This is a genomic window from Pseudomonas sp. MF09156 (assembly GCF_059862305.1).
On sequence record NZ_JCBCUR010000022.1, the window covers coordinates 1 to 25,563 of the forward strand.

Consider the following 25,563-nt stretch of genomic DNA (forward strand, 5'->3'; position numbering starts at 1 on the left):
GCTGAAGCCTTGGGCATGACTGATTTGAATGGTGGCGCGCTCTTCAACGCTGAGTTCGGTATAAGACATAGGGGCAGCACCGTACCGGAAAGGTCAGGTGTTGCACTCAGTTTTTGCCGCCGCCGTTTATAAAAATTGCAATCCCCTCCCTCTTATTTTAGGGGGAGTCAAATAATGAGCTTCAAACTCCAAAATTCAACGGCAGGGTGCGCGTGGGCGGGCGCTGCAACAGCTTGTGACTGTCGCCGTCGGTCATCACTGCCAAAATCTCCATGGCGCTGTGCCCCTGTTCGATGGCAATGCCAAATTGCACGCTTTGCACCAGGCGTTTGAGGCGTTGTGGGTCGTTGCGCTGTTCGGCGCTGATCATGCGTTTGGCAACCACGCCGCTGTCGTCGGAGAGGGTCAGCATGATGCTGCCGTCCAGGCGCTGGATGCTCAGGTTGACCCGGTATTGGGGGGTGAACGTGTCGGTGATCAGCTGAAAAGGATTGTCCATGGTGCGTTACCGCCTGATAAGAACATGCACTGATTGACGACCGGTATGGCGATTGGTTCGTGTTGCCTGACCACCGGTCGCAAGCTCCGTTTTCCTTCATGGGGTGTACAGCAAGGGCCGTGCCGTACAGCTATCTTTCTGACAACGAGTTGTCCCTGTGGGAGCGGGCTTGCCTGTGATTGCGGTGGATCAGCCAACCATTGCGTGACTGATGCAGCGCTATCGCGGGCAAGCCCGCTCCCACAGGTTGACCTGTGCAGTGGGCTGTTTCAGGGCACCAGCGAGAAAATGACCGCAGACAGCGCAATCAGCCCCACCAACACCACAAACACATTCGACACCTGGCCCGAATACTGGCGCAAAGATGGCACGCGCCGGATTGCGTACATCGGCATCAGGAACAGCAAACACGCAATGATCGGCCCGCCGAGGGTTTCGATCATGCCCAGGATGCTTGGGTTGAACGTGGCCACGGCCCAGCAGCTGAGGATCATGAACACCGCGGTGCAGCGTTCCAGCCAGCGCGCCGACAGGGTGCGGTTGCGGCCACGCAGGGATTTGACGATCAGGCCCTGGAAGCCTTCGCTGGCGCCGATGTAGTGGCCGAGGAAGGATTTGGTGATGGCCACCAGCGCGATCAATGGCGCGGCGTAGGCAATAACCGGGGTTTGGAAGTGGTTGGCCAGGTAGGACAGGATCGAAATGTTCTGCGCCTTGGCGGCGGCGAGGTCGGCGGGCGACAGTGCCAGCACGCAACTGAAGCAGAAGAACATCACCGTCAGCACCATCATGCCGTGGGCCATGGCCAGGATGCCGCTGCTCTTGCGTTCGGCTTGGGCGCCGTACACGCGTTTCTGGTCCACGGCGAAGGCCGAGATGATCGGCGAGTGGTTAAACGAAAACACCATCACCGGGATCGCCAGCCACAGTGTCTTGAAGAACACCGGCAGGGGCATGCCCTCGCTGGCCGAGGCGAAGAACGCGCCGTTCCAGTTGGGGATCAGGCTCAGCGCCAGCAGCAGCAAGGCGGCGACGAACGGGTAGACCAGCACGCTCATGGCCTTGACGATCACGCCCTGGCCGCACCGCACAATGGCCATCAGACCGAGGATCAGCACCAGGGACAGGATCGCCCGTGGCGGTGGGGTCATTTGCAGTTGGTGTTCCATGAAGCTGCCGAGGGTGTTGGTCAGCGCGACGCTGTACACCAGCAGGATCGGGAAGATGGCGAAGAAGTACAGCAGGGTGATCAGCTTGCCGGCACCGACGCCGAAATGTTCTTCCACTACGTCAGTGATGTCGCCGGATTTGCCTGACAGCACAAAGCGCGTCAGCCCACGGTGGGCGAAGAAAGTCATGGGGAAGGCCAGCAGCGCCAGCACGATCAGCGGCCAGAAGCCGCCGACCCCGGCGTTGATCGGCAGGAACAGGGTGCCAGCACCGATGGCGGTGCCGTAGAGGCCCAGCATCCAGGTGGTGTCGTGTTTGCTCCAGCCGCTCGTTACGGTTTGTGTGGTAGAAGCGGGATTTTCGGCAGCAGGTGTACGTACATCGGTCATCGTTATTGCCTCGTTATTATTTTTGCGCGGGCTCACGTATGGGGCGGGTAGGCGTGCTCCTCAGCACTCCACCCAGCTGACCGCCAGGCCGCCCCGTGAAGTTTCTTTGTATTTGTCATGCATATCGGCGCCGGTATCGCGCATGGTGCGGATCACCCGGTCGAGGGAAATGAAGTGCTTGCCATCGCCGCGCAGGGCCATTTGCGTGGCGTTGATGGCTTTGACGGCGGCAATGGCGTTGCGCTCGATACAGGGCACCTGGACCAGGCCGCCCACGGGGTCGCAGGTCAGGCCAAGGTTGTGCTCCAGGCCGATTTCGGCGGCGTTTTCCAGTTGCTCGGGGGTGGCGCCAAGGATATCCGCCAGGCCAGCGGCGGCCATGGCACAGGCCGAGCCGACTTCACCCTGGCAGCCGACTTCGGCACCGGAGATCGAGGCGTTTTTCTTACACAGGATGCCGACGGCGGCTGCGGCCAGGAAGAAGTTGACTACATCGTCGTCGGACGCGTCGGCATTGAACTTCATGTAGTAGTGCAGCACTGCAGGGATGATCCCGGCCGCGCCGTTGGTCGGTGCGGTGACCATGCGCCCACCGGCGGCGTTTTCTTCGTTGACCGCAAGGGCGAACAGGTTGACCCATTCCATGGCCGACAAGGTCGAGGTGATCACATTCGGTTTGCCGATTTCCAGCAGGCTGCGGTGCAGCTTGGCGGCGCGGCGCGGCACATCCAAACCGCCGGGCAAGATGCCTTCATCGCGCAGGCCTTGCTCGACGCACTCGCGCATCACCGACCAGATATGCAGCAGGCCGCTACGGATTTCTTCGTCGCTGCGCCACGCGCGTTCGTTGGCCATCATCAATTCAGAAACACGCAGGCCATGCTTGTTGCACAGGGCCAGCAGTTCGACGGCGCTGGAAAAGTCGTAGGGCAGTTCTACATCGCTGGTGGGAGCAATACCCGACTCGGCTTCCGCAGCCTCGATAATGAAACCACCGCCCACCGAGTAGTAGGTCTGTTCGCTCAGCAGGCCGCTTTCGCCGTAGGCATGCAGGGACATGGCGTTGGGGTGGTAGGGCAGGCTTTCCTCCAGCAGCAGGAGATCGTGCTGCCAGTTGAAGGAGATTTCTTGGGTGCCGGCAAGCAACAAGCGGCCAGATTCGCGCAACTGCTGGATGCGCGGCCCGATGGAGGTAGGGTCCACTCGATCGGGCCATTCTCCCATCAACCCCATTACGCAGGCACGGTCGGTGGCATGGCCTACGCCGGTAGCCGACAGTGAACCGTACAGGCGCACTTCCACGCGCTGGGTTTGCTCCAGCAACTGTTGGTCGGTGAGGGCCTGGGCGAAGGTTGCCGCTGCCCGCATGGGGCCGACGGTATGGGAGCTCGACGGGCCAATGCCCACCTTGAATAGATCAAAAACGCTGATAGCCATGCTAAAGCCTTACAAGCAATGGAGTAGGAATCGCTGCCATGTTTTGTAGGACAAGCGGAAGTGGCGCGATACTGAGCCTCTAGATCGGCACTGACCAACGAATTATCCTAAGACACCCTTTAGCAGGACTAAACTCTATGGCTCGCCCGCTTCATGCCCAGACCTATGTCTGGTTGCACGTATTTGCCTGCGCCGCACGGCATTTATCCTTCACGCGCTGCGCCGAAGAACTGCACATCACGCCGGGGGCGGTCAGCCAGCAGATTCGCCAATTGGAAGAACGCCTGGGCTTTCGCCTGTTTCATCGCCGGGCGCGTGGCGTGGAGCTGAGTGCCGAGGGGCAGCGGTTGGCGATTACGGTGAGTGAGGCCTACGGCAGCATCGATGCCGAGTTGCAGCGCCTGGATGCGGGGATGATCAGCGGCACCTTGCGCCTGCGCTCGATTCCGTCATTTCTCGGTAAATGGCTGACACCGCGCCTGCCGCGTTTGCAGCAGCGTTTCCCGGATATCCAACTGCGCCTGGTGGCCGAAGACAGCAGCATTGCCCTGCACGAAGGCGACTTCGACCTGGCCATCGACCTTAACGACGGCAGCTATCCGGGTTTGTTATCCACAGCCTTGCTCGATGAGCAGATATTCCCGGTGTGCGCGCCGAGCCTGCTGCGCGGACGGCCGCCGTTGCACGGCCCGGCCGACCTGGCCCACTTCCCGCTGTTGCACGACATCACAGCCTGGCGTGGGAGTTATGAGTACGCCGAGTGGGAGTTTTACCTGAATGCTATCGGCTATCACGACGCCGACGTGCGGCGCGGGCATACCTTCAACCGCAACCACCTGACCATCGAGGCCGCCATTGCCGGCATGGGCGTGGCGATTGCCCGGCGCACCCTGCTCAATGACGAATTGGAGCGCGGCACCCTGATCGTGCCGTTCGGGCTCGCGGTGCCGAATCACAAGCGCTACGTGCTGTTGTATGCGCCAGGCGCGCTGAACCATCCCGGCGTGCGTGCGGTGCATGACTGGCTGGTGGAAGAGGCGGGGATTTTTCGCGGATTGCACCCCTTGGGAGAGGGGCAATTGTGAGGATTTGCCCGGGTGGGCGGGTGCACCCAACTCCCGACCATAACAGCGCTTTGGGCGATTGTCAGACTTAATTTGTAATGTAGGATTTATCTTTGAATAGGGGTTGAATTGTTCCCTCAGGTGCTCAATTGTGTAATCAAGAGGTCATGGTTTCACCGCATCGGTGTTGCAGTTGTGACCTCTGGCGAGCTAGCTGAAATAAGGGAAACACTATGCAAATCCTAGTCAACAGCGATAACCATATTGAAAGCAGCATCCGACTGGAGGAGTGGGTACGTACTACCATTGAGAGCACGCTCGAACGTTATGAAGAAGACTTGACCCGCATCGAAGTCTTTTTGAAGGATGAGAACGGCGACAAGCCGGGCCCACACGATTTAAGTTGCCGCCTGGAAGCGCGGCCAAAGGGTCATCAACCGATTTCGGTCATCCATAAAGCCGACACCCTGGAACAAGCCATCGACGGGGCGGCCACCAAGCTGGATAACGCGCTGGAGCATCTGTTCGGCAGATTGCAAGGCAAGCCGCGTGCAGAGAAACGCACGCCCAACAACCAAGTCGATGAAGCCGGGCTTGAAGAGGAATTCCTGGAAAACGAACAGGCTGCGCTTAACAGCTGATTGCTGAATGTTTTTCAACCCCATACAAAACGGGCCTGCAGATGCAGGCCCGTTTTTTTGTGGCGAATATATATCAAATGTGGGAGCTGGCTTGCCTGCGATGGCGATCTGCCATTTACTGAAGTTGCAGCTGACCCACTGCCATTGCAGGCAAGCCAGCTCCCACATAAGCCAAGAGTGTATTCAGGCTATTCGTCAGAACGCGACCGAGGTCTGCACATACACCGTGCGCGGCTCACCCACGTATTTGCCCTTGTTGTTATCGTCAAACGAACGGGTGAAGTACTGGGTGTTGAAGATGTTCTTTACCCCCACCGCCACATTCAAATCCGACAACTGCGGGCCGAAGTCGTACGCCGCGCGGCTGCTGAACAGCATGTAGCCGGGGATGCGCCCATTGCTGCCATCCACGCTTTCGGCCTGGGTGTTGGCGTTGTCGGCGAACTGGCTGCTCTGGTAGGTGCTGTCCAGGTTCAACTTCCATTGGCCCTCGGTGTAGCCCACGCCCAGGGTGCCTTTGTGCTTGGACGAGAAGGGCACGCGGTTGCCTTTGTTCGGGCCGTCTTCGCGGATGGTTGCATCGACATAGGCGTAGCTTGCGTACACATCAAAGCCGGCCAGCGCGGGGCTCAAGCCGTCGAGGGCGTAGTTGAGGCTGGATTCGATGCCCTGGTGCCGGGTTTCACCCCGGGCGATCACCGAGTCGTTGGTCTGGTTGCTTTCATACTGGTTGTCGAAGTTGATCAGGAACGCGCCGATTTCTGCGCGCAGCGCGCCATTGTCGTAGCGGGTGCCGACTTCCCAGGTGCGGGCCTTTTCCGGCTTGACCGCGCCGCTGCTCACACGGTTGGGCATTTGGCTGTACTGCACGCTGCCAAAGGAGCCTTCGGTGTTGGCGTACAGGTTCCAGTCGTCGGTCAGGTGATACAGCACGTTCAACGCCGGCAGGGCGGTGTTGTAGTCGCCCTTGTATTTGACGTCGGTCAGGTTGTTGGTTTGCTGGGACTTGATCATCTCGTAGCGGATGCCAGGGGTTACGGTCCACTTGCCGATATCGATGCGGTCGTCGATAAAGAATGCGTTGGCTTCGGTGCCGCCGCGGGTGTCGCGGTCGTTGCGGCTGTCGGTATTGGGCAGTTGCTGGTTGGCGCTGATCGGCGTGCGGTAGCGCAATTCGTGCCCGGCCTCGTTGATGTAGCGGTAGCCCACGCCCACCTCATGGCTGGTCGGGCCGAGGTCGAAGCCTTGGGCCAGGCGGGTTTCCAGGCCGCGTACCCAATACTCGCGCGGTGACAGCGAAAGGAAGCTGCCCTGGTCCAGATAGCCGCTGCGCAGGGTCTTGGTAAAGAAGCTGTTGACGGTGAATTCCCGGCGATCTTCCTGGTAGCGATAGCCCACGTTAAACATCGTACGGCGGCCCCAGAATTTGTCGTAGGGGCGGGTGGACTGATACGGGTCGGCCTTGTAGGCCGCCGTGCTCAAGCCACCGGGCATATCGGCCTGACCTTCGTAGTACTGGGCCATGGCATTGAAGCTGTTGGCTTCGTCCAGTTGGTAATTGCCCTTGAGGATCAGGTCGTCGATTTGTGTGTCGCTGTGTTCGCGCCAATCGCCGCCGCGGGTGCCGGAATACAGCAGCGCGCCGCCCAGGCCATTGTCGGCGGTGCCGCCGGCCAGCAGATTGCCGGTGGTCTTGAAGCCATCGTGGCTGGAAGACGGGCTGGTCTCGGTCTGCAGGCCGCCCTTGACCGTCGGTGCATCAGGAATTGCCCGGGTCACGAAGTTGACCACGCCGCCGACGTTCTGCGGCCCGTAACGCACCGCGCCACCGCCGCGTACCACGTCCACTGCATCCATGTTGCCCATGCTGACCGGCGCGAACGACAACTGCGGCTGGCCATACGGCGCGAAAGGCACCGGAATGCCGTCCATCAATACCGTCGAGCGCGACGCCAGGCGCGGGTTGAGCCCGCGAATACCGAAGTTCAGCGCCATATCGTGGCTGCCGGTGCCGTTGTTTTCCGGCGCGTTGACCCCGGGAATACGATTGAGCACGTCACGGGCCTGGGTCGCCCCCTGGCGCTCGAATTCTTCGCGGCGAATCACATCACGGGCGCCGGGGTGTTCGAAGACGTTGGTTTGCGCCGCGTCGCCCAGCCAGTCGCCCACCACATTGGAGGTGCCCAGCTCCAGGGTGGCCGGCGCGTTCAGTGGTTGCAGGCTGTAGGCATTGTTACCTTCGGCGCGGGCTTGCAGGCCGGTGCCCTTGAGCAATGCGTTCAAACCTTGCAAGGTGGTGTAGTTGCCCTGCAGGCCCTGGCTTTGCGCGCCGGCGGTCACTTCGGAACCAAACGAAATCAGCACGCCGGCCTCGCGGCCAAACTGATTCAGCGCCGCTTCCAGGGACGTCGGGGCGATGTGATAAGGCTTGGTCTCGGCCGCCATGGCGTAGGGCAGGGCGCTGAAACTGAGGCTGGCGCCCAGCAGCAAGTGGCGCAGCGTACGGGCAAGTGGCGTCAGGCGAGTCGGTTGCTGGGGCATGAAGAACGTTCCTCAGAGGTGGGAAACAGGGTGGCTTTCCCTCTCTGTCACGCGAGGTACGGAAAACGGCTCACGGGTGGCGAAAATAATTCAGGCGCGGGCTTCGACACTGACCCAATAGCGGGTAAAACGCCGAATTTTGACCGGCAGGCTGATTTGCAGCAGGTCGAGGATGCGTTCGCTGTCGTCCAGCGGGTAGCTGCCGGAGATCAGCAGGTTGGCCACTTGCGGATCACACTGCAATTGGCCCCGGCGATAACGGCTCAGTTCCTCGAGGAAATCTGCCAGGCGCATGTGCGACGCCACCAGCATGCCGTCGGCCCAGGCCCCGGTGTTGGCATCAGTGAGGCGCGGCGTATCCCAGCCTTTGCGGGTGAGGTTGGCCTGGCGGGATTTTTCCAGGGTCAGCGGTAAGCCGCTGTAGGACCTGGGTGCAATCTCGACCTGGCCATCCAGCACGGCGACCTGGGTGTGATCGTTGAACTGGCGCACATTCACCTGCGCTGCCCGGGCGGTGACGATGCCCTGGCCGGTGATGATCTGCAACGGGGTGCTGGCGCGCAGCAGTATCTCGCCTTCGAGCAGGCGGATCAGGCGCTGTGGGCCATCGAATTGCACATCCACCGCACTGGCGGTGTTGAGTTGCAGGTGGCTGCCGTCGGCCAGTTGGACCTTGCGCCGCTGGCCGAAGGGGCTGCGGTAGTCGGCGGTCAATGGCGCGATCAAGTGCTGCTGGCGCAAGCCCCAGGTCGCTGCCGAACCGGCGCCGAGGATCAGCAACAGCTTCAGCGCCTGGCGCCGACTGTTCGATTGCGGTGCGTTCAGTGCCGCGTGGGCCAGGGGCGAGGGCATTGCGCGCAAGCGCTGGTTGACCCGCTGTATATGCTCCCACGCCCGTTGGTGCTCGCTGTGGGCATCCAGCCAGCGCTGCCAGTTTGCCTGCTGGCGCGGGTTGAGCGGGCCTTGCTGCATTTGCATCAGCCACTGCACCGCCTGTTCGGCGACCTGGGTCGAGAAGTTCGCGGCGCGGTTCATAGGGCGAAATAGCAGCGCATGGCGGCTTTATTCAAATGTCGTTTGACGGTGGCGATGGAGATCCCAAGTTCGGCAGCGATTTGCCCGTAGGTCAGGCCGTCGAGCTGGGCCAGCAGGAAGGCGCGCTTGACCGGCACGGGCAAACCGTCGAGCAACTGGTCCAGTTCCATCAGGGTTTGCAGGATGATCGCCCGCTCTTCTTCCGATGGTGCCGCAAGTTCCGGCATTTGCGCCAAGGCGTCGAGGTAGGCGCGCTCCAGGTCCTGGCGGCGGTAATGGTTGAACAACACGCGCTTGGCGATGGTGGTGAGGAAGGCGCGGGGCTCGATCAGTGTCGGGGTTTCGCGGCCGCTCAACACCCGGATAAACGTGTCCTGGGCCAGGTCGGCGGCGCTGTGCGGGCAGCCGAGCTTGCGTCGCAACCAGCCGGTCAGCCAGTGGTGATGGTCGTGATACAGGACTTCGACGGTATTGGACGGCCGCAACGCGAACACTCCGGCAGCATCAGCATGCTTTAGATAACGAGAATTGTTCGCATTGTAGGGTGGGCGGGTGGCATTCGGCAATCAGCATAAGACCGATAGCCGCTTTTATCGCCACAGAACCCTGTGGGCTGGCTTGTGTGGGAGCTGGCTTGCCTGCGACAGCATCATCTTGTTCTGCCAGACACACCGAGGTGGCTGCATCGCAGGCAAGCCAGTTCCCACACAAGCCCCACCTCTGTTTTTGGTGCCCGCTTCATCCGTTCTCTTTTGCTTATGAGAATATTTATCATTAGACTCTCGCCCCTGACGAACCAGGCGCCACTGGCATGAAAAGCAAAGCATCACTTCCTCTTTCCTACCGGCTCGGTGTGACGTCGCGGCTGCTGGCGGCTGTTGTCGGCGGCTATGTGCTGGCGTCCCTGGCCAGCGTGTGCCTGACCTTCTGGCTGCCAATCTCCCGCGCCGATGCGGTGGTCAGCGGCATGCTCAGTTCCTTTGTGTTCTACCTGCTGGCGGTGATCTGGTGCTTTGCCTGCCGCAGTGCGGCCCGCGCCTGGTTCGGCGTGCTGGTGCCCTGCGCGATACTGGCCACCCTGGCTGGCCTGGCCTATTGGATGGCACGCCCATGAAAGAGGGTTTCCGTCAGGCCATGGCCTGGTTGCACACCTGGGCCGGGTTGATTTTCGGCTGGTTGCTGTTCGCGATTTTCCTCACCGGCACCCTGTCTTACTTCAAGGGTGAAATCACCCACTGGATGCAGCCCGAAGTGCCAGCCCATGCGGTGGACGATGCGCGCAGCGTGGCCGTGGCGCAAAGCTACCTGGAGCAGCACGCACCCACGGCGGCCCGTTGGTTTATCGGCTTGCCCAACAGCCGCGACCCTGGTTTATCGGTGATGTGGCAAGACAAGATCGACCCTGGCCGGCGCGGCAATTTCATCGAGAAAATGCTCGACCCGGTCTCCGGCGAACAACTCCAGGCCCGGGAAACCATGGGCGGCGAGTTCTTCTACCGGTTCCACTTCCAGTTGCAGATGCCTCATCCGTGGGGCCGCTGGTTGTCGACCATCGCGGCGATGGTGATGTTCGTCGCGCTGATCACCGGGATCATCACCCACAAGAAAATCTTCAAGGACTTCTTCACCTTCCGCCCGCGCAAGGGCCAGCGCTCCTGGCTCGATGGGCACAACGCGGTGGGCGTGCTGGTGTTGCCGTTCCACCTGATGATCACCTACAGCAGCTTGGTGATTTTCATGACCATGGTCATGCCTGCCAGCATCCTCGCGTCTTATGACGGCGACACCCGTGGGTTTTTCAATGAGTTGTTCCCGGCCACCGACAACGCCCCGGCCCTCGGCCAGCCGGGCAAGCTGCTGCCTTTGGCGCCGCTGGTGGAGCAGGCCCGGGCGCAGTGGGGCGGTGGTCATGTGGGGCGGCTGGCGGTGAACAACCCTGGCGATGTGAATGCCTCGGTCAACGTCTCCCGCGCCGGCTCTGACCGGGTGGTGCATGATTTCGGCAGCACCGTGTCCTTTAATGGCAGCACCGGCGAATTGCTGCGGGTCAGTGCCGAGCAGTCGCTGCCGATGGCAATCAGCGGCAGTTTCTACGGCCTGCATATGGGTCACTTCGCCGGCCCGGTGCTGCGGTGGTTGTACTTTATCTGCGGCCTGGCGGGCACGGCGATGATTGGCACCGGCCTGGTGATCTGGCTGGGCAAGCGTCAGCTCAAGCATGCCAAAACCGGGGTGATGCCGTTTGAGTTGCGCCTGGTGGAGGTGTTGAACCTTGCCAGCATGTCCGGGCTGGTCATCGCCATTGCTGTGTTTTTCTGGGCCAACCGCCTGCTGCCGGCGAGCTTCGCCGAACGTTCGGACTGGGAGGTGCAGAGCTTCTTTATCGCCTGGGGCCTGACCTTGCTGCACGCCATGCTGCGCCGTGGCCGCCGCGCTTGGGTCGAGCAACTGGGCCTGGGCGCCGTACTGTTTATGGCGGTGCCGCTGCTCAATGCGCTGACCACTTCCCAGCACCTGGGCGTGTCGCTGGCCAAGGGTGATTGGGCCATGGCCGGCTTTGACCTGACCTGCCTGGGCAGCGGCCTGTTCCTGGCCTGGGCCGCCTGGAAGATGCAGCACCGCAGCGCCGCCCAACCCCGTGCCGAGCGGGCCCGCCCACTGACCCTCAAAGGCGAGGTGCACTGATGTTGCTGGCCTTGTTGCTGTGCTACGCAGGCTTTGTTGCGCTGTGCCTGTCCCTGGACCGTCACCATGGCGAGTTGCTGCACAGCAAACCTTCGCCACGGCGGCGCCTGGGGTTGCGCGTGGCTGGCTGGCTGCTGTTGGGGCTGTCGATCTGGCCGGCGGTGCACCTGGCCGGCTGGAGCCGGGGCCTGGTGGACTGGTGCGCGGTGCTGATGCTCAGTGGGCTGTTGCTGGTGTTGCTGTTGCCGTATCGGCCAAGGCTGGCCTTGATCCTCGCGGGCGTTGGCCTGCTGGCCAGCCCCGTTGCGGCCTTCGCGACCCTCTGAGCACCGTTGATGATCACCACGCCGCCCGAGCCCCAGGATCACCCTCACGCTGAATCGTCGGGCGGGCGCGCACATTTCCTACAGGTGTTTTTGTCCCAGCGCTCACAGATGGAGGCGTTGGTCAGCCGCCGCGTAGGCTGCCGTGCGACGGCGGCGGACCTGGTGCAGGATTTGTTCCTGCGCTTCTGGCGCCGACCCCTGGTGCAGGTCGAAGAACTCAGCACCTACCTGCTGCGCTGCGCCGGCAATATTGCCATCGACCACCTGCGCAGCGAAAACGCGCGGGTGCGCGGCACTGAAGGCTGGTTGCCGCAGCAGCAGGATCATCATGGCTCCGAGCCCCAGGCTGCGCTGGAAGCGGGCAACGATCTGCGCCATGTGGAAGCGGCGCTGCGCAGTTTGCCGGAGCGTACGCGGCAGATCTTTTTGCTCAACCGCATCCACGGGCGCAAATACGCAGAAATCGCCAAGGCCATGGGCCTGTCCCAAAGTGCCGTGGAAAAACATATGATGCGTGCCCTCGAAGCCTGCAAAGCCAGCCTTCGGCAAGCCCATCCGCCACGCTCGCCAGGGAAAGCACCGTGAACGTCACCCCGACGCCCGCCCAGGAACAGGCCGCCCTGGCCTGGCTCAGCCTGTTGCACGATGCGCCCAGCAGTGGTGACCAGGCCACCTTCAGCCACTGGTTGCGCGCCGACCCGGCCCACGTCGAGGCGTATGCCCAGGCCCAGGTGCTGTGGGAATTGAGCGAAGTGCCGGCGCGCACCCTGGCCGCCGAAGACGCGTTGGCCCTGCAGCGTTACCTCAAGGCCATGGACGGCGCAAAACGCTCCCGTATGCGCCGCTGGTCGGCGGCACTGGCGATGGCGGCCTGCCTGGTGCTGATGGTGTCGATGGGCGCCGGTTGGCAGCCACAGCGCTGGGTCGATGACCTGGGCGCCGATTACGTCAGTGCGCCGGGTGAGGTCAAAACCGTGACCCTGGCCGATCAAAGCCAAGTCACCCTGGATGCCGACAGCGCGATTGCCGTGGATTTCAGCCACGGCGAGCGGCACATTCAACTGCGCCGTGGCGCCGGTTTTTTCAGCGTGACCCACACCGGGCAAGCCTTTGTAGTGCACGCAGGCAGTGGCGAAGTGCGGGTGTTAGGCACGCAGTTCGAAGTGCGCCTGCAACCGGCGGGCGCCCAGGTGACGGTGTTGTCGGGGCGGGTCGGGGTTACACCCTCGGCCCAGGGTACTCAGCAAATTCTGACGGCCGGCCAGCAAGTGGCCTACGCCGAGGGTGTGGCTGATGAGCGGCATGCGGTGGACAGTGAATCGCGCCTGGGCTGGCGCGACGGCTGGCTCAACTACTACAAGACCCCGCTGGCCGATGTGCTCAAGGACCTTGGCCGTTACTACCCTGGCCGCATCCTGCTGCTTGATGACGAACTCGGCGCCCGCCGGGTCAGCGGCAGCTTCCCGAGCAAGGACCCGGAGGCGGTGCTCAAGGCATTGCAAGCGGTGCTGGGTTTTGAGCAGCACAATGTGTTGGGGCGGTTGATCGTCGTCCGCTGAAAACCAGCCACCCCCTGTGGGAGCGGGCTTGCCCGCGATGGCGTCTGGAAGAGCAGCGCAACCCTTCAGGGGCCATCGCAGCATGAGCATCGACACAACTCGCTCTGTGTACATATCCATTCCTGCGGTCACGGCCACTTAGGGTTCCGCCCTTACGGCGGGTCACTTTTGGGACCCAAAAGTAACCAAAACGTCCTCGCCCCACCACTCGGTGCCTCGCCTAGGCTCGGCATGCCCGCAGTCAGGCATTGCTCCGTGGGCCCGCCGCGATCGGCCATCCCCGGCCGTGTCGCGGCTACCCCGGCATCCATGCCGGGGTGCCCACTGCGCAATACCTGCCTGCGGCCAGCGTGGTTTAACGGGGCGCCTGAGATCAAAAGCCAGATTAAAAGCACAGCAACAGCAACAGCAACAGCAGAGCCAGAGCGCGAAGCTGCGTTCCTGTGGGAGCTGGTTTAGGGGATGGTCCGAACAAAGGTTGATAACTATTCTTATTTGCATTTATGATATGTTATTACATCCCTATCAAGGAGCCACCCCATGAAAGTCCTGTCCTCACTCAAAGAAGCCAAGAACCGCCATCGCGACTGTCAGATCGTCAAGCGCCGGGGGCGGATCTATGTGATCTGCAAATCCAACCCACGCTTCAAGGCCCGGCAGGGCGGGGCGAAAAACAAGAACAAAGGCTGAGGGTGAAATTATTTTCAATTTCACCTGAGGTAAAACCCCGCGCCATTCGTGTAGTGCTTGAAACTGCGATCAATTCGCATTAACAGCGTTCTCTACACGGGTTCTCAAGTATGAAGTCCAGGGCAAAGTCGGCGGCAGGCAGTTCGGTTAAACAGTGGCTGGGAGCCTCCCTTCTGGCCGCTTCCGGCCTGGCATTACAGCCCCTGAGCCTGGCGCAAGCGGCGCAGGAGCAGAGCGCAGTCTTCAGTTTTGCACTGCCGGCCAAGCCGTTGCCCCAGGCGCTGAGCGATTTCAGCCGGGTGACCGGCATCAGCGTGGTCTACACCGACGAAGCTCCCTACAACCTCAACGCCCCGGCCGTCAGTGGGCGGATGAGCGCCGCCCAGGCCATGCAGCGCCTGTTGGGTAACTCCGGCTTGACCTTCCGCCAGATCGACGCCCGCACCCTGGCCCTGGAGCCGCTGCCTAGCGAAGGCGCGGTCAATCTTGGCGCCACCACCATCAGCGGCGTCAACCAGCAGCAAGCCACCAGCTACCAGCCACCGCCCACCAGCTCGGTCATGCGCTCCCAGGGCCTGTTGCTGGAAACCCCGCAAACCGTGAACATGGTGCCGGCCCAGGTGATGCGCGACCAGGTGCCGCGCAACCTCGACGATGCCTTGGCCAACGTCAGCGGCATCACCCAGGCCAACACCTTGGGCAGCACCCAGGATGCGGTGATGCTGCGGGGCTTTGGCGACAACCGCAATGGCTCGGTCATGCGCGACGGCATGCCCGTGGTGCAGGGCCGGGCGCTGAACGAAACCGCCGAGCGCGTCGAAGTGCTCAAGGGCCCGGCGTCGTTGCTGTATGGCATCCAGGACCCCGGCGGGGTGATCAATATCGTCAGCAAGAAACCCGAGCTGACCCCATCCACCGCCCTGACCGTGCGCGGCTCGACCTATGGCAGCGGCAAGAACGGCAGCGGCGGCAACCTCGACACCACCGGCCCGATTGGCGACAGCGGCCTGGCTTATCGTTTGATTCTCGACCACGAAGATGAGGATTACTGGCGCAATTTCGGCACTTACCGCGAAAGCCTGATCGCGCCATCCCTGGCCTGGTACGGCGACGCCACCAAGGTGTTGCTGGCCTACGAGCACCGCGAGTTTCTCTCGCCGTTCGACCGTGGCACGGCCATCGACCCCACGACCAATCACCCCCTGGATATCCCCGCCACGCGCCGCCTGGATGAGCCGTTCAACAATATGGAAGGCCGCTCCGACCTGTATCGCCTTGAGGTCGACCATGACCTGAACGACGACTGGAAGGCCCACTTCGGCTACAGCTGGAACCGCGAAACCTACGACGCCAGCCAGGTGCGCGTGAGCAAGGTCAACGCCAACGGCGTGCTGACGCGCAATATGGACGGTACCCAGGGCGCGCTGACCACCGACCGCTTCACTACCGTCAGCCTCGAAGGCAAGGTGGACGTGGCCGGCATGCGCCATGACCTGGTGTTTGGCCTGGATGACGAATACCGCAAAATCTACCGCGCCGACCTGATCCGCCAGGCCAGCCGCAGCGTGTTCAACTACAACGACCCGGTGTACGGCCGCGAAGTGGCGGGCACCACCGTCAGCGCGCCGGACAGCAACCAGACTGACCTGCTGCGCAGCGACTCGGTGTTTTTCCAGGACGCCATCCACCTGACTGACCAGTGGATCCTGGTCGGCGGTGCGCGTTTCCAGACGTACGACCAGTACGCCGGCAAGGGCCGCCCGTTCACGGCCAACACCGACAGCAACGGCCAGAAGTGGGTGCCCCGCGCCGGCCTGGTGTACCGCTACACCGATGAGCTGTCGTTTTATGGCAGCTACACCGAATCGTTCAAACCCAACTCCACCATTGCGCCGCTGGACAACAAGATGGTGATCGACGGCAGCATCGCCCCGGAACAGTCCAAGTCCTGGGAGCTTGGGGCCAAGTTCGATATGCCGGGGCGCATTACCGCCAACGTGGCCGTGTTTGATATCCACAAACGCAACGTGCTGGTGTCGATCACCGAGGGCGCGACCTCGATCTACAGCGTCGCCGGCAAGGTGCGCTCCCGTGGCCTGGAAATGGACCTGAGCGGGCAGTTGACCGACCAGTGGAGCCTGATCGGCAGCTATGCCTACACCGATGCCGAAGTCACCGAGCACCCGGCCTACAAAGGCAAAGGCCTGCAAAACGTGGCGAAAAATTCCGGTTCTGTTTCAGCCGTGTACGACTTCGGCACTATCGTCGGCGGCGACCAGCTGCGCGTCGGTGCCGGTGCGCGTTACGTCGGCGAGCGGGCCGGCGATGCACTCAATAGCTTCGACCTGCCGGGCTACACCGTGGCCGATGCGTTTGCCACCTATGACACCAAGGTCGACGGGCAGAAGGTCAAGTTCCAGCTCAATGTGAAGAACCTGTTTGACCGCACCTACTACACCTCGGCCGTCAGCCGGTTGTTTGTGTCCATGGGCGATGCGCGCCAGGTGTCGTTGTCCAGCACGTTGGAGTTCTGACCGTCGGCGATGACGCTGGCGGCCTGAGCTGCTAGCGTTGCGCTCTTTGAGGATTGCCGGGACGGTTTGATGCAGTTGGGACGATGGATACACACCAGCGCCATGCTGGTGGGCGTAAGCCTGTTGTTGGGTGGCTGTGCCAGCCCTTCGAAAACCGGCGAGCAGGCGCTGGAGCAATTGCTGGCCGATCCGGCCCTGGCCGGGGCCAGCGTTTCGTTGGTGGTGCGTGACGCCCGCAGCGGCAGCACGCTGTACCAGCACAACCCCCGCACGCGGCTGGTGCCGGCCTCCAGCCTGAAACTGCTGACCACGGCGGCGGCCATGGATGTACTGGGCCCGCAGTATCGGTTTTCTACGCAGTTGCTGAGCACCGGCAGCCGACAAGGCTCGCGCCTGCTGGGCAATCTGTACCTGCGAGGCCTGGGCGACCCGACGATCCAGTGGGCGGATTACCAGGCCCTGGCGGCGAACCTGGCCGCGCAGGGCATCCGGCAGATCGACGGCGACCTGGTGTTCGATGACAGCTGGTTCGACGCCGAACGCCTGGGTGTGGATTGGGCCCACGACGACGAAGACAAGTATTACGGCGCGCAGATTTCCGCACTGACCGTGTCGCCCAATGCTGATTTTGATGCGGGCACCTTGATCGTCACGGCCAAGGCGCCCATGGCGGTCGGCCAACCGCTGGGCGTCACCCTCAGCCCGCCTACTGATTATGTGCAACTGAGCAACCTGGCGCTCAGCGGTCCGGGCAACAGCTATGGGCTCAATCGCCAGCATGGCAGCAACCTGCTGCGCCTCAGTGGCACGCTGACGCCGGGGACGCAAAGCCGGCAATGGGTCAGCGTGTGGGAGCCGACGCAACTGGTGGCCAATCTGTTTGCCCAGGCCTTGGCGCAGCAGGGGATCAGCGTGCAGGGTCGGCGCGTGATCGGTGGTGTCAGCCCGGCCACCGCCACGGTGTTGGCGACGCACCAGTCGGCGCCGTTGCAGGAACTGATCAGGCCCTTGCTCAAACTGTCCAACAACAGCATGGCCGAAGCGTTGCTCAAGGCCATGGGACGTCAACAGGCGAATGCCGGCACGGCGGCGGCCGGTGTTGCGGCGGTGGCTGACTTTCTCAAGCGCCAGGGCCTGGACCCGGCAACATTAAGCCAGGTGGATGGCTCGGGTTTGTCGCGACGTAATCTGGTGTCGGCGCAGAACTTCACCGACCTGTTGCTGGCCATTAACAAGCAGCCGTGGTTCAACGCCTGGTACGACGCGCTGCCCATCGCCGGTAACCCGGATCGCCTCGGTGGCGGCAGCCTGCGTTACCGCCTGCGCGGGACTGCGGCGCAAAACAACCTGCAGGCCAAGACGGGGTCGATGGGTGGGGTGTCTTCGTTGACGGGCTACATCACCGATGCGGGGGGGCGGCGGTTGGTGTTTTCGATGCTGACCAACAACTATGTGGTGGAGGGGAGTCGGATCAAGGCGTTGGAAGATCGAGTGGCCGTGGTCCTGGCGCAAAGCCGCGATTGAACAATGTGGGAGCAAGCCCGCTCCCACAAAATCCCATGCCCACATTAGTTTTGTGTCAAGGCAACTAGGGTCGGAACGCCTGCCGATATTCCCCCGGTGTCGCTCCCATCGCCTGGCGAAACCGGTTGGTAAAGTGGCTGGCGCTGGAGAACCCGCATGCCAGGGCAATCTCCCCCAGCGGCATTGACCCGCTGCGCAACAGGGCCTGGGCCTGCGCGAGGCGGCGGGTCAGCACATATTGGTGGGGCGGCAGGCCAAAGCTTGTGCGAAACATCCGCGCAAAGTGGTATTCCGACAAGGCGCACAGCCCCGCCAGTTGCCCCAGGCTGATCGGCTCGGCCAGTTGCTGCTCGATGTAGTCCACTAACTGGCGGCGTTGATGCGCCGCCAATCCGCCCTTGAGCCGCAAGCCTTCGCGCAGGCCGACCTGGCTGAGCAGGGTGTGGCTGAGCATTTCATGGGCCAGGCTACTGGTCAGCAGGCGTTCGGCGGGTTCCTGCCAGTTCAGGCCGATGAGTTGGTGAAAGCGCCGGGCTTGCTGCGGGTCTTCCAAAAACGTGCTTTCGCGAAGTTGCAGCGCCCTGGGTTCGCGGTCCAGCAGGGTGATGCAACCCAGGGCAAATTGCTCTTGGCTGAAGTACACGTGGGCCAGGCGGATCTCGCCGTTGATCACCCAGGCCGACTGATGTTCGGCGGGCAGGATGCACAATTTATCGGGGCCGCCCTTGGTGCCGGGCTGGCCACGGCGAAATGTCTCGGTGCCGCCGCCCACGTAGCAGGACAGGGTGTGATGGCTGGGCGCTTCGTAGTCCTGGGAGTCGTGGTGGTTGCTCCACAAAGCCGCAGACAAGCCGTCACCGAGCTCGGCGCACAGCTCAAGGCGAGCGTTGGGCGAACTGTTCAGGGCTTTGAAGACTTGTAGGTTTTCCAGTGCAGGCATGGGGTTCTCTCCGACGCCTTGCATCCTACTCCCGGCGGCCGGCGCTGTGATCCCTCGGCCCGACAAAAGCGCAAGAATCTGCAAGTGCCTGGCAGCAAGGCGGGGTGAAACTGTGGCTCAACCACCGGAGTACGCCATGAACCTATCTTTGTATTTACTGACCGTGCTGATCTGGGGCACGACCTGGATCGCCCTCAAGTGGCAGTTGGGCGTGGTGCAGATTCCGGTCTCGATCGTCTATCGCTTCGGCCTGGCGGCGCTGGTGCTGTTTGTGTTGCTGCTGCTCAGCCGCAAATTGCAGGTGATGAACCGCCGTGGGCACCTGATCTGCCTGGCCCAGGGCTTGTGCCTGTTTTGCGTGAACTTCATGTGCTTCCTCACGGCCAGTCAGTGGATCCCCAGCGGCCTGGTGGCCGTGGTGTTCTCTACCGCGACGTTGTGGAATGCGCTGAATGCCCGGGTGTTCTTCGGCCAGAAAATCGCGCGCAATGTATTGCTGGGCGGTGGCCTTGGTTTGCTGGGCCTGGGGTTTTTGTTCTGGCCCGAACTGGCCGGGCATACCGCCAGCCCCGAGACGCTGTTGGGGCTGTGCCTGGCGCTGTTGGGGACCCTGTGTTTCTCGGCGGGCAACATGCTGTCGAGCCTGCAACAGAAAGCCGGGCTCAAGCCGTTGACCACCAACGCCTGGGGCATGGCCTATGGCGCCTCGATGCTGGCGCTGTACTGCGTAGTGCAGGGCATTCCATTTGAGATGGAGTGGAACACCCGCTACATCGGCTCGTTGCTGTACCTGGTGATCCCCGGTTCGGTGATTGGCTTTACCGCCTACCTGACCCTGGTCGGCCGCATGGGCCCGGAGCGGGCGGCGTATTGCACCGTATTGTTCCCGGTGGTGGCGCTGAACGTCTCGGCGCTGGTCGAAGGCTACCAATGGACCGCCCCGGCGCTGGCCGGGTTGGTGCTGGTGATGCTGGGGAATGTGTTGGTGTTTCGTAAGCCCAGGGCGGTTGCACCTGTGAGCCCACTTTTTCAGCCGAAGCAAACCTAATGTGTAAGAAGATCTAATGTGGGAGCTGGCTTGCCTGCGATAGCGGTGAATCAGCAATGCCTATGCTGACTGACCCACCGCTATCGCAGGCAAGCCAGCTCCTACAGGGTGATCCGCGTTACTTCAGGCCCAGGCGCTTGGCCATGCGCCCCAGGTTGGCGCGGTCCAGGCCCAGTTCGCGGGCGGCGCTGGCCCAGTTGTGCTGGTGGCGCTCCAGGCAAGCGCCGATGACTTGCCTTTGGTAGTGCGCGGTCGCCTGGCGCAGATCGCCGGTCACCGGTGCGAGTTCCACGGGCGCTTCGATCAATGGCGCAGACTCATTGGGTAGGTCGAGGTCCTTGGCACTGAGGCTGAGGATCTTCGGCCGCTCGCGGCAATTGCCCAGGGCCTTCAGCGCGCTGCGGCCAATCAAGTGTTCCAGCTCGCGTACATTCCCGGGCCAGCCATAGGCCAATAACGCCGCCTGGGCATCGCTGGTCAGGCGCAGGCTGCCCAGGCCCATGCGCGAGCGGTTCTGCTCAAGGAAAAAGCCTGCCAGCAGCAACACATCGCGCCCGCGTTCACGCAGGGCCGGCACTTGCAGGGGGTACACGCTCAAGCGGTGATAGAAGTCGGCGCGATAGCGGCCGTTGCGTACTTCCTCGGCGAGATCGCGGTTGGTGGCGGCGATCAGGCGCACGTCCACTTGGTGCTCCTTATCCGAACCGAGCCGCTGCAACTGCCCGCTTTGCAGGACCCGCAGCAGCTTGGCCTGGACCGTCAGCGACAACTCACCCACTTCATCGAGGAACAGGGTGCCGCCATTGGCTAATTCAAACTTGCCCCGACGCTCATTCAGCGCGCCGGTAAACGCGCCGCGCACATGGCCGAACAACTCGCTTTCCACCAGGGTTTCCGGGAGGGCGGCGCAATTGAGGCTGATCAGCGGTTTCTCGGCGCGGGGCGAGGCCGCGTGGATGGCCTGGGCCACCAGCTCCTTGCCAACCCCGGTCTCGCCGGTGATCAACACGGTCAGGTCGCTGCCGCCCACCAGTTTGATTTCTTCCACCAGGCGTTTGTGGGTCTTGCTCTGGCCGATCATTTCCTTGTGCTGCTGGCCGCTGGCCTGGCGATAGATTTCCGCGCGCTGGTGTTCGTCCTCGGCACGCAGGGCCAGGTGTTCCATGCGTTCGGCCACATTGACCGTGGCGGCGGCGAGGCTGGCGAAGGCCTGCAAGGCGTCCAGTTCGACGCGCTCGAAGCGTTCGGTGTCCAGGGCGTCCAGGGTCAGCAGGCCCCAGGGATGATCATCGACAAACAGCGGGCAGCCCATGCAGTCGTGGACCTCCAAGTGCCCGTGCAGGCCATCGACCAGGCCGTCGTAGGGGTCGGGCAGTTCGCTGTCGCTGTCGAAACGGGTCGGACCGGGGCCGCTCAGCAGCACGGCAAAGCGCGGGTGTTCGCTGATCTTGAAGCGCCGGCCCAGGGTGTCCGGGCTCAGGCCGTCCACGGCCAGCGGCACCAGCCATTCGCCGTCCAGGCGCAACAGCGCGGCGGCGTCGCAGGGCAGCAGGGTGCGCATGGCTTGCAGCAGGCGTCGGTAACGTTCGCCTTCCGGCAGTTCGCGGGACAGGTCAGCCACCAGTGGCAGCAGGGTGGTGAGCAGGGAGTGTGCAGTCATAATGACTCCTTGTAGTCCTAGTGACTATAAAGTGTAGGAGGTCATATTGACTACTTCTAAATTAAATCACTGATAAATATAGGTTTATTAGTTGGCACGAATACTGAGTGCTACAGGGTAATCATTCAGAAGCCCCAAAGGCTCAGGAGTCTCCCCATGCTTAGCGTTCAAGACCGTGCCATCGTCAAGTCCACTGTGCCGCTGCTGGAAAGCGGTGGCGAAGCCCTGATCACCCACTTCTACCGCATGATGCTGTCCGAATACCCCGAAGTGCGCCCGCTGTTCAACCAGGCCCACCAGGCCAGCGGCGACCAGCCCCGTGCCCTGGCCAACGGCGTGTTGATGTACGCGCGGCATATCGACCAGTTGGACCAGTTGGGCGACCTGGTGGCCAAGATCATCAACAAGCACGTGGCCCTGCAAATCCTCCCGGAGCACTACCCGATTGTCGGCAACTGCCTGCTGCGGGCGATTTCCGAGGTGCTGGGTGACGAAATCGCGACCCCAGAAGTGATGAGCGCGTGGGGCGCGGCCTATGGTCAGTTGGCCGACATCCTGATCGGCGCAGAAAGCGCGATCTACGACGAAAAAGCCCAGGCCGTTGGCGGCTGGCGTGGGGCGCGCCCGTTTTTGCTGGTCAAGCGTGTGGAGGAGAGCAGTGAAATCATCTCCCTGTACTTTGCCCCGGTGGACAACGGCCCAATCCTCGCTGCCGAGCCCGGCCAGTACATCGGCCTGAAGCTGATCCTCGATGGCGAAGAAGTGCGCCGCAACTATTCATTGTCGGCGCGCACCGACGCGGGCCTGTACCGCATCAGTGTCAAGCGCGAAGCGGGCGGGCGCGTGTCCAACTATCTGCATGATCAGATGCATGTGGGCGCGACCATCGACCTGTTCCCGCCATCGGGGGAATTCACCCTGGTGCCCAGCGACAAGCCCCTGGTGCTGATCAGCGGCGGGGTGGGCATCACTCCCACCCTGCCGATGCTGGAAGCGGCGCTGGCCACCGAGCGCCCGGTGCACTTTATCCACTGCGCGCGTAATGGCGGCGTGCATGCGTTTCGTGATTGGGTCGATGCCCTGGCTGCACGTCATCCGCAATTGCAGCGCTTTTACTGCTATGCCGAAGACGACGGCATCAGCCCGGCGGCGGACAAGCTCGGCATGCTGACTCAGGAGCAACTGGCGGCCTGGTTACCTGAGGAGCGTGATGTGGATGCCTACTTCCTGGGGCCGAAGGGCTTCATGAGTGCGATCAAGCGTCACCTCAAGGCGCTCGGTGTGCCTGAGAAGCAGAGCCGGTATGAGTTCTTCGGGCCGGCGGCGGCGCTGGAATAAGCGGCAGGTCTTTAAACCGCATTGGCTTCATCGCAGGCAAGCCAGCTCCCACAATTTGATGTGTGAATACATTCAAATGTGGGAGCTGGCTTGCCTGCGATGGCGTCCGAACCCCCCCACATTAATGTGTCGTTAACCCGCCTGCGCCTAAGATGCCGACGCCTACTGCTAAATTTTCACCTCCTGTGTGTAAACTTGCGGCCATTGGCACACCCATCATTAGGCAAAGGGAAACGGGGATGATTGACGAAATGCGGTTGGGGCGGGAGCGGCGCTTCCTGGTGTTGCTGGGGATCATCTGCCTGGCGCTGATCGGTGGCGCACTCTATATGCAGATAGTGCTGGGTGAAGCGCCATGCCCGCTGTGCATCCTGCAGCGCTATGCCTTGCTGCTGATTGCGCTCTTTGCCTTTATCGGCGCGGCCATGCGTACCCAACGCAGTGTCACGATCTTTGAAGTGCTGGTCGTGCTCAGCGCCCTCGGCGGTGTCGCTGCCGCCGGGCATCATGTGTACACCCAGTTCTACCCGGCCATCAGTTGCGGCGTCGATGTGCTGCAGCCGATTGTCGATGACCTGCCCCTGGCGAAGATCTTCCCCCTGGGCTTCCAGGTCGATGGTTTCTGCAGCACGCCATACCCGCCGGTGCTGGGCTTGTCCCTGGCGCAGTGGGCGCTGGTGGCGTTCGTGTTGACGGTGATCCTGGTGCCCCTGGGCATTTACCGCAATCGCAAGCACAGCGCTTAAATCGTCCTACAAAACGCCCCGGTCCTGCTGATGCAGGCCGGGGCGTTTTTGTGTGCGGGGATTTTGTGAAAGGACCGTGACGCCGGACAAGATTGGCGGCGCGCAACGTGCGACACGTTGTCACACTGAGGGCGTCGCAGGACGTTTCCCACCCCGCGCCAGGGCGCTTAATCGACCATTGGTCGGGGGCTGCTGCCTGTCACTTTCCACCCCGGCCGACCCCGCGCACGGCGTGCTCTCGAGAACTTCTGGTGATCGGCGAATGCCTTGTTTTTAGCGGGCTTGCCTGGGGTTTGGCGACCCTGAAAGGGGCCTTGAGGTGCGACACATTAGGCAATAACACAGCATTTTTTGTGGTTTTTGTTGAGAATCAAACGCGATAGGATCCCGAACCTTTGCAACAATGGCGCAGGATTATTGCTGGAATCGATAAAAATTATTTCTTTATAAGTCATGGTTTATACATCGCTAGCTAACTACAATCGCCCGCACTGAGTGTCCGGTGCTGCTCAACCCTGAGCAAATAGGGCGGTCGAGAGGCGAAAACATTGCTTCATGCGACCCCAGGTGCCGGCAGCCTTTCAACTATCCGCACCAAATGGAATTGGTCTGTAACAAGGCCTTTGACCAACGAAATCGAATAAGAATTCACCGCCAGACCTGGACGTGTCGATCAGCGCATGAAGCGCCGGGCAGGCCCTTATTCAATCGAAGAGAAATGCCAACCCTTGGCAGGGTGAAGTGTTGGCGATCAAAACCCAACTGCATTGCGCAAGCTGCTTTAGAGGTCGTGAGATGAGTAAAAACAGGTACACCCGATTACTAGGCATAGTGCCGCTTTTCGGCATGTTATTGCTGGGAGGCTGCAACTGGACGCTGCTCGACCCTGTGGGTCAGGTCGGCGTGGAGCAACGTAACCTGATCATCACGGCCACTTTGCTGATGCTGTTGGTCGTGGTGCCGGTGATCGTGATGACCTTCGCGTTCGCCTGGAAATACCGCGCGTCCAACACCAAGGCCACCTACGCGCCGAAGTGGTCGCACTCCACCAAGATCGAGATCGCGGTGTGGCTGGTACCTGTACTTATCATCATCGCCCTGGGTTACATCACCTATAAGTCGACCCACGAGCTGGACCCTTACCGTCCGCTGGAATCCGACGTGCCGCCAATCACTATCGAAGTGGTCGCGCTGGACTGGAAGTGGCTGTTCATCTATCCCGAGCAAGGGATCGCCACCGTCAACAAGATCGTGTTCCCGGCCAACACCCCGATCAACTTCAAAGTGACCTCGGATGCGGTGATGAACTCGTTCTTCATCCCGGGCCTGGGTGGCCAGATCTACGCGATGGCGGGCATGCAGACCAAGCTGCACCTGATTGCCAACCAGAACGCCGAGCTCGACGGTATCTCCGCCAACTACAGTGGCGCGGGTTTTACCGGCATGAAATTCAAAGCAATCGCCACCACCCAGGAAGACTTCAATGCCTGGGTACAAGAAGCCAAGAGCTCACCAAAACAGCTTGAAAAAGCTGAATACGAAGCCCTTGCCAAGCCAAGCCAGAACAACCCTGTAGAGCTGTACTCCTCGTACACGCCGGACCTGTTTCAGAAAATCATCGATAAGTATGAAGGGATGAAACCAGGCAAGCCGGTCAAGCACGAGAAGAAAGAAGTGGCTGCTGTGGAAGGGACGGACGCAAATTCGCATTCAGCTGCCGGGGCAGAGGAGTAAACG

At 61.8% G+C, this 25,563-nt stretch carries 22 protein-coding genes and 1 pseudogene; 14 read left to right on the plus strand and 9 right to left on the minus strand.

From position 1 onward, the window contains the following. Nucleotides 1-181 precede the first annotated feature (181 nt). The 3 genes from AC19YY_RS27705 to AC19YY_RS27715 form a co-directional block, all read right to left on the minus strand. Nucleotides 182-499 carry a DUF3509 domain-containing protein gene (locus AC19YY_RS27705; RefSeq protein WP_500605145.1) on the minus strand — a complete coding sequence of 106 codons (318 nt, stop codon included), beginning with the start codon at nt 497-499 and terminating at the stop codon, nt 182-184. A 269-nt stretch (nt 500-768) separates the two neighbouring features. Next, nucleotides 769-2,058 (minus strand): serine/threonine transporter, encoded by a 1,290-nt coding sequence (locus tag AC19YY_RS27710; RefSeq protein ID WP_432755064.1) that lies wholly within the window; start codon nt 2,056-2,058, stop codon nt 769-771. A 60-nt stretch (nt 2,059-2,118) separates the two neighbouring features. Beyond that, the gene (locus AC19YY_RS27715; protein WP_500605146.1) at nt 2,119-3,495 is read right to left on the minus strand and encodes an L-serine ammonia-lyase; all 1,377 of its coding nucleotides are present in this window, start codon (nt 3,493-3,495) and stop codon (nt 2,119-2,121) included. A 137-nt stretch (nt 3,496-3,632) separates the two neighbouring features. Here AC19YY_RS27715 and AC19YY_RS27720 point away from each other — a divergent pair, with 137 nt between their 5' ends. Together AC19YY_RS27720 and AC19YY_RS27725 are read left to right on the plus strand one after the other, a co-directional pair. Beyond that, a complete protein-coding gene (locus AC19YY_RS27720; RefSeq protein WP_032857665.1) occupies nt 3,633-4,580 on the plus strand; it encodes a LysR substrate-binding domain-containing protein in 948 nt (315 codons plus the stop codon). Nucleotides 4,581-4,792: 212 nt separating this feature from the next. Beyond that, entirely contained in the window at nt 4,793-5,200 is a 408-nt protein-coding gene (locus AC19YY_RS27725; RefSeq protein WP_099167987.1) for an HPF/RaiA family ribosome-associated protein, read from the plus strand. Nucleotides 5,201-5,395: 195 nt separating this feature from the next. Here AC19YY_RS27725 and fecA read toward each other — a convergent pair whose 3' ends face one another. From fecA to AC19YY_RS27740, 3 genes are all read right to left on the minus strand, one after another. Further along, on the minus strand, nt 5,396-7,741 hold the full coding sequence (gene fecA, locus AC19YY_RS27730; protein ID WP_500605147.1) for a TonB-dependent Fe(3+) dicitrate receptor FecA: 2,346 nt from the start codon (nt 7,739-7,741) through the stop codon (nt 5,396-5,398). Between the two features lie 90 nt (nt 7,742-7,831). After that, complete coding sequence (locus tag AC19YY_RS27735; protein ID WP_500605148.1) at nt 7,832-8,776, minus strand: FecR domain-containing protein; 945 nt, start codon at nt 8,774-8,776, stop codon at nt 7,832-7,834. Beyond that, the gene (locus AC19YY_RS27740) at nt 8,773-9,261 is read right to left on the minus strand and encodes a sigma-70 family RNA polymerase sigma factor (protein WP_170043006.1); all 489 of its coding nucleotides are present in this window, start codon (nt 9,259-9,261) and stop codon (nt 8,773-8,775) included. The genes AC19YY_RS27735 and AC19YY_RS27740 overlap by 4 nt, the downstream gene beginning before the upstream one ends. A 326-nt stretch (nt 9,262-9,587) precedes the next feature. On the opposite strand from AC19YY_RS27740, the gene AC19YY_RS27745 reads away from it, so the two are divergent. The 8 genes from AC19YY_RS27745 to dacB all read left to right on the plus strand — a co-directional run bounded on the left by AC19YY_RS27745 (nt 9,588) and on the right by dacB (nt 18,094). Next, complete coding sequence (locus tag AC19YY_RS27745) at nt 9,588-9,890, plus strand: DUF3649 domain-containing protein (RefSeq protein ID WP_169954920.1); 303 nt, start codon at nt 9,588-9,590, stop codon at nt 9,888-9,890. Continuing rightward, nucleotides 9,887-11,461 carry a PepSY-associated TM helix domain-containing protein gene (locus AC19YY_RS27750; protein ID WP_432755069.1) on the plus strand — a complete coding sequence of 525 codons (1,575 nt, stop codon included), beginning with the start codon at nt 9,887-9,889 and terminating at the stop codon, nt 11,459-11,461. The genes AC19YY_RS27745 and AC19YY_RS27750 overlap by 4 nt, the downstream gene beginning before the upstream one ends. Beyond that, nucleotides 11,461-11,787, plus strand: coding sequence for a DUF3325 domain-containing protein (locus AC19YY_RS27755; protein WP_500605149.1), 327 nt, complete (start codon nt 11,461-11,463; stop codon nt 11,785-11,787). The genes AC19YY_RS27750 and AC19YY_RS27755 overlap by 1 nt, the downstream gene beginning before the upstream one ends. Before the next feature lie 6 nt (nt 11,788-11,793). Then, the gene (locus tag AC19YY_RS27760) at nt 11,794-12,372 is read left to right on the plus strand and encodes an RNA polymerase sigma factor (RefSeq protein WP_169954923.1); all 579 of its coding nucleotides are present in this window, start codon (nt 11,794-11,796) and stop codon (nt 12,370-12,372) included. Next, nucleotides 12,369-13,346: a FecR family protein gene (locus AC19YY_RS27765; RefSeq protein ID WP_500605150.1), complete on the plus strand. Its 978-nt coding sequence runs from the start codon at nt 12,369-12,371 to the stop codon at nt 13,344-13,346. Before AC19YY_RS27760 ends, AC19YY_RS27765 begins: the two co-directional genes overlap by 4 nt. A 540-nt stretch (nt 13,347-13,886) precedes the next feature. Then, on the plus strand, nt 13,887-14,036 hold the full coding sequence (ykgO, locus tag AC19YY_RS27770) for a type B 50S ribosomal protein L36 (protein WP_020297337.1): 150 nt from the start codon (nt 13,887-13,889) through the stop codon (nt 14,034-14,036). Nucleotides 14,037-14,146: 110 nt separating this feature from the next. Beyond that, on the plus strand, nt 14,147-16,570 hold the full coding sequence (locus AC19YY_RS27775; protein WP_500605151.1) for a TonB-dependent siderophore receptor: 2,424 nt from the start codon (nt 14,147-14,149) through the stop codon (nt 16,568-16,570). 69 nt (nt 16,571-16,639) lie between these two features. Beyond that, nucleotides 16,640-18,094 (plus strand): D-alanyl-D-alanine carboxypeptidase/D-alanyl-D-alanine endopeptidase, encoded by a 1,455-nt coding sequence (gene dacB / locus AC19YY_RS27780; RefSeq protein ID WP_170043000.1) that lies wholly within the window; start codon nt 16,640-16,642, stop codon nt 18,092-18,094. A 64-nt stretch (nt 18,095-18,158) separates the two neighbouring features. Here the strand turns inward: dacB and AC19YY_RS27785 are convergent, their stop codons facing one another. Beyond that, nucleotides 18,159-19,034, minus strand: a complete 876-nt coding sequence (locus AC19YY_RS27785) for a helix-turn-helix domain-containing protein (RefSeq protein WP_432755073.1) — start codon at nt 19,032-19,034, stop codon at nt 18,159-18,161. A gap of 136 nt (nt 19,035-19,170) precedes the next feature. Here AC19YY_RS27785 and AC19YY_RS27790 point away from each other — a divergent pair, with 136 nt between their 5' ends. Next, nucleotides 19,171-20,082, plus strand: coding sequence for a DMT family transporter (locus AC19YY_RS27790; RefSeq protein ID WP_500605152.1), 912 nt, complete (start codon nt 19,171-19,173; stop codon nt 20,080-20,082). A gap of 118 nt (nt 20,083-20,200) precedes the next feature. Here the strand turns inward: AC19YY_RS27790 and norR are convergent, their stop codons facing one another. Then, the gene (gene norR / locus AC19YY_RS27795) at nt 20,201-21,742 is read right to left on the minus strand and encodes a nitric oxide reductase transcriptional regulator NorR (RefSeq protein ID WP_500605153.1); all 1,542 of its coding nucleotides are present in this window, start codon (nt 21,740-21,742) and stop codon (nt 20,201-20,203) included. 156 nt (nt 21,743-21,898) lie between these two features. On the opposite strand from norR, the gene hmpA reads away from it, so the two are divergent. Next, nucleotides 21,899-23,080, plus strand: coding sequence for an NO-inducible flavohemoprotein (gene hmpA, locus AC19YY_RS27800; protein ID WP_169954930.1), 1,182 nt, complete (start codon nt 21,899-21,901; stop codon nt 23,078-23,080). 239 nt (nt 23,081-23,319) lie between these two features. Further along, complete coding sequence (locus AC19YY_RS27805; RefSeq protein WP_169954931.1) at nt 23,320-23,826, plus strand: disulfide bond formation protein B; 507 nt, start codon at nt 23,320-23,322, stop codon at nt 23,824-23,826. A gap of 553 nt (nt 23,827-24,379) precedes the next feature. Here the strand turns inward: AC19YY_RS27805 and AC19YY_RS27810 are convergent. Next, nucleotides 24,380-24,594 (minus strand): annotated as a pseudogene (locus tag AC19YY_RS27810) (hypothetical protein). A 27-nt stretch (nt 24,595-24,621) separates the two neighbouring features. Here AC19YY_RS27810 and cyoA point away from each other — a divergent pair. Then, nucleotides 24,622-25,560 (plus strand): ubiquinol oxidase subunit II, encoded by a 939-nt coding sequence (gene cyoA, locus AC19YY_RS27815; RefSeq protein ID WP_029300208.1) that lies wholly within the window; start codon nt 24,622-24,624, stop codon nt 25,558-25,560. The last annotated feature ends 3 nt before the right edge of the window (nt 25,561-25,563 follow it).

What these genes read in the sequence shown, in the direction of transcription:
- AC19YY_RS27705 (WP_500605145.1), bottom strand. Translation starts at nt 499, where the DNA reads ATGGACAATCCTTTTCAGCTGATCACCGACACGTTCACCCCCCAATAC.
- AC19YY_RS27710 (WP_432755064.1), bottom strand. Translation starts at nt 2,058, where the DNA reads ATGACCGATGTACGTACACCTGCTGCCGAAAATCCCGCTTCTACCACA.
- AC19YY_RS27715 (WP_500605146.1), bottom strand. Translation starts at nt 3,495, where the DNA reads ATGGCTATCAGCGTTTTTGATCTATTCAAGGTGGGCATTGGCCCGTCG.
- AC19YY_RS27720 (WP_032857665.1), top strand. Translation starts at nt 3,633, where the DNA reads ATGGCTCGCCCGCTTCATGCCCAGACCTATGTCTGGTTGCACGTATTT.
- AC19YY_RS27725 (WP_099167987.1), top strand. Translation starts at nt 4,793, where the DNA reads ATGCAAATCCTAGTCAACAGCGATAACCATATTGAAAGCAGCATCCGA.
- fecA (WP_500605147.1), bottom strand. Translation starts at nt 7,741, where the DNA reads ATGCCCCAGCAACCGACTCGCCTGACGCCACTTGCCCGTACGCTGCGC.
- AC19YY_RS27735 (WP_500605148.1), bottom strand. Translation starts at nt 8,776, where the DNA reads ATGAACCGCGCCGCGAACTTCTCGACCCAGGTCGCCGAACAGGCGGTG.
- AC19YY_RS27745 (WP_169954920.1), top strand. Translation starts at nt 9,588, where the DNA reads ATGAAAAGCAAAGCATCACTTCCTCTTTCCTACCGGCTCGGTGTGACG.
- AC19YY_RS27750 (WP_432755069.1), top strand. Translation starts at nt 9,887, where the DNA reads ATGAAAGAGGGTTTCCGTCAGGCCATGGCCTGGTTGCACACCTGGGCC.
- AC19YY_RS27755 (WP_500605149.1), top strand. Translation starts at nt 11,461, where the DNA reads ATGTTGCTGGCCTTGTTGCTGTGCTACGCAGGCTTTGTTGCGCTGTGC.
- ykgO (WP_020297337.1), top strand. Translation starts at nt 13,887, where the DNA reads ATGAAAGTCCTGTCCTCACTCAAAGAAGCCAAGAACCGCCATCGCGAC.
- AC19YY_RS27775 (WP_500605151.1), top strand. Translation starts at nt 14,147, where the DNA reads ATGAAGTCCAGGGCAAAGTCGGCGGCAGGCAGTTCGGTTAAACAGTGG.
- dacB (WP_170043000.1), top strand. Translation starts at nt 16,640, where the DNA reads ATGCAGTTGGGACGATGGATACACACCAGCGCCATGCTGGTGGGCGTA.
- AC19YY_RS27785 (WP_432755073.1), bottom strand. Translation starts at nt 19,034, where the DNA reads ATGCCTGCACTGGAAAACCTACAAGTCTTCAAAGCCCTGAACAGTTCG.
- AC19YY_RS27790 (WP_500605152.1), top strand. Translation starts at nt 19,171, where the DNA reads ATGAACCTATCTTTGTATTTACTGACCGTGCTGATCTGGGGCACGACC.
- norR (WP_500605153.1), bottom strand. Translation starts at nt 21,742, where the DNA reads ATGACTGCACACTCCCTGCTCACCACCCTGCTGCCACTGGTGGCTGAC.
- hmpA (WP_169954930.1), top strand. Translation starts at nt 21,899, where the DNA reads ATGCTTAGCGTTCAAGACCGTGCCATCGTCAAGTCCACTGTGCCGCTG.
- AC19YY_RS27805 (WP_169954931.1), top strand. Translation starts at nt 23,320, where the DNA reads ATGATTGACGAAATGCGGTTGGGGCGGGAGCGGCGCTTCCTGGTGTTG.
- cyoA (WP_029300208.1), top strand. Translation starts at nt 24,622, where the DNA reads ATGAGTAAAAACAGGTACACCCGATTACTAGGCATAGTGCCGCTTTTC.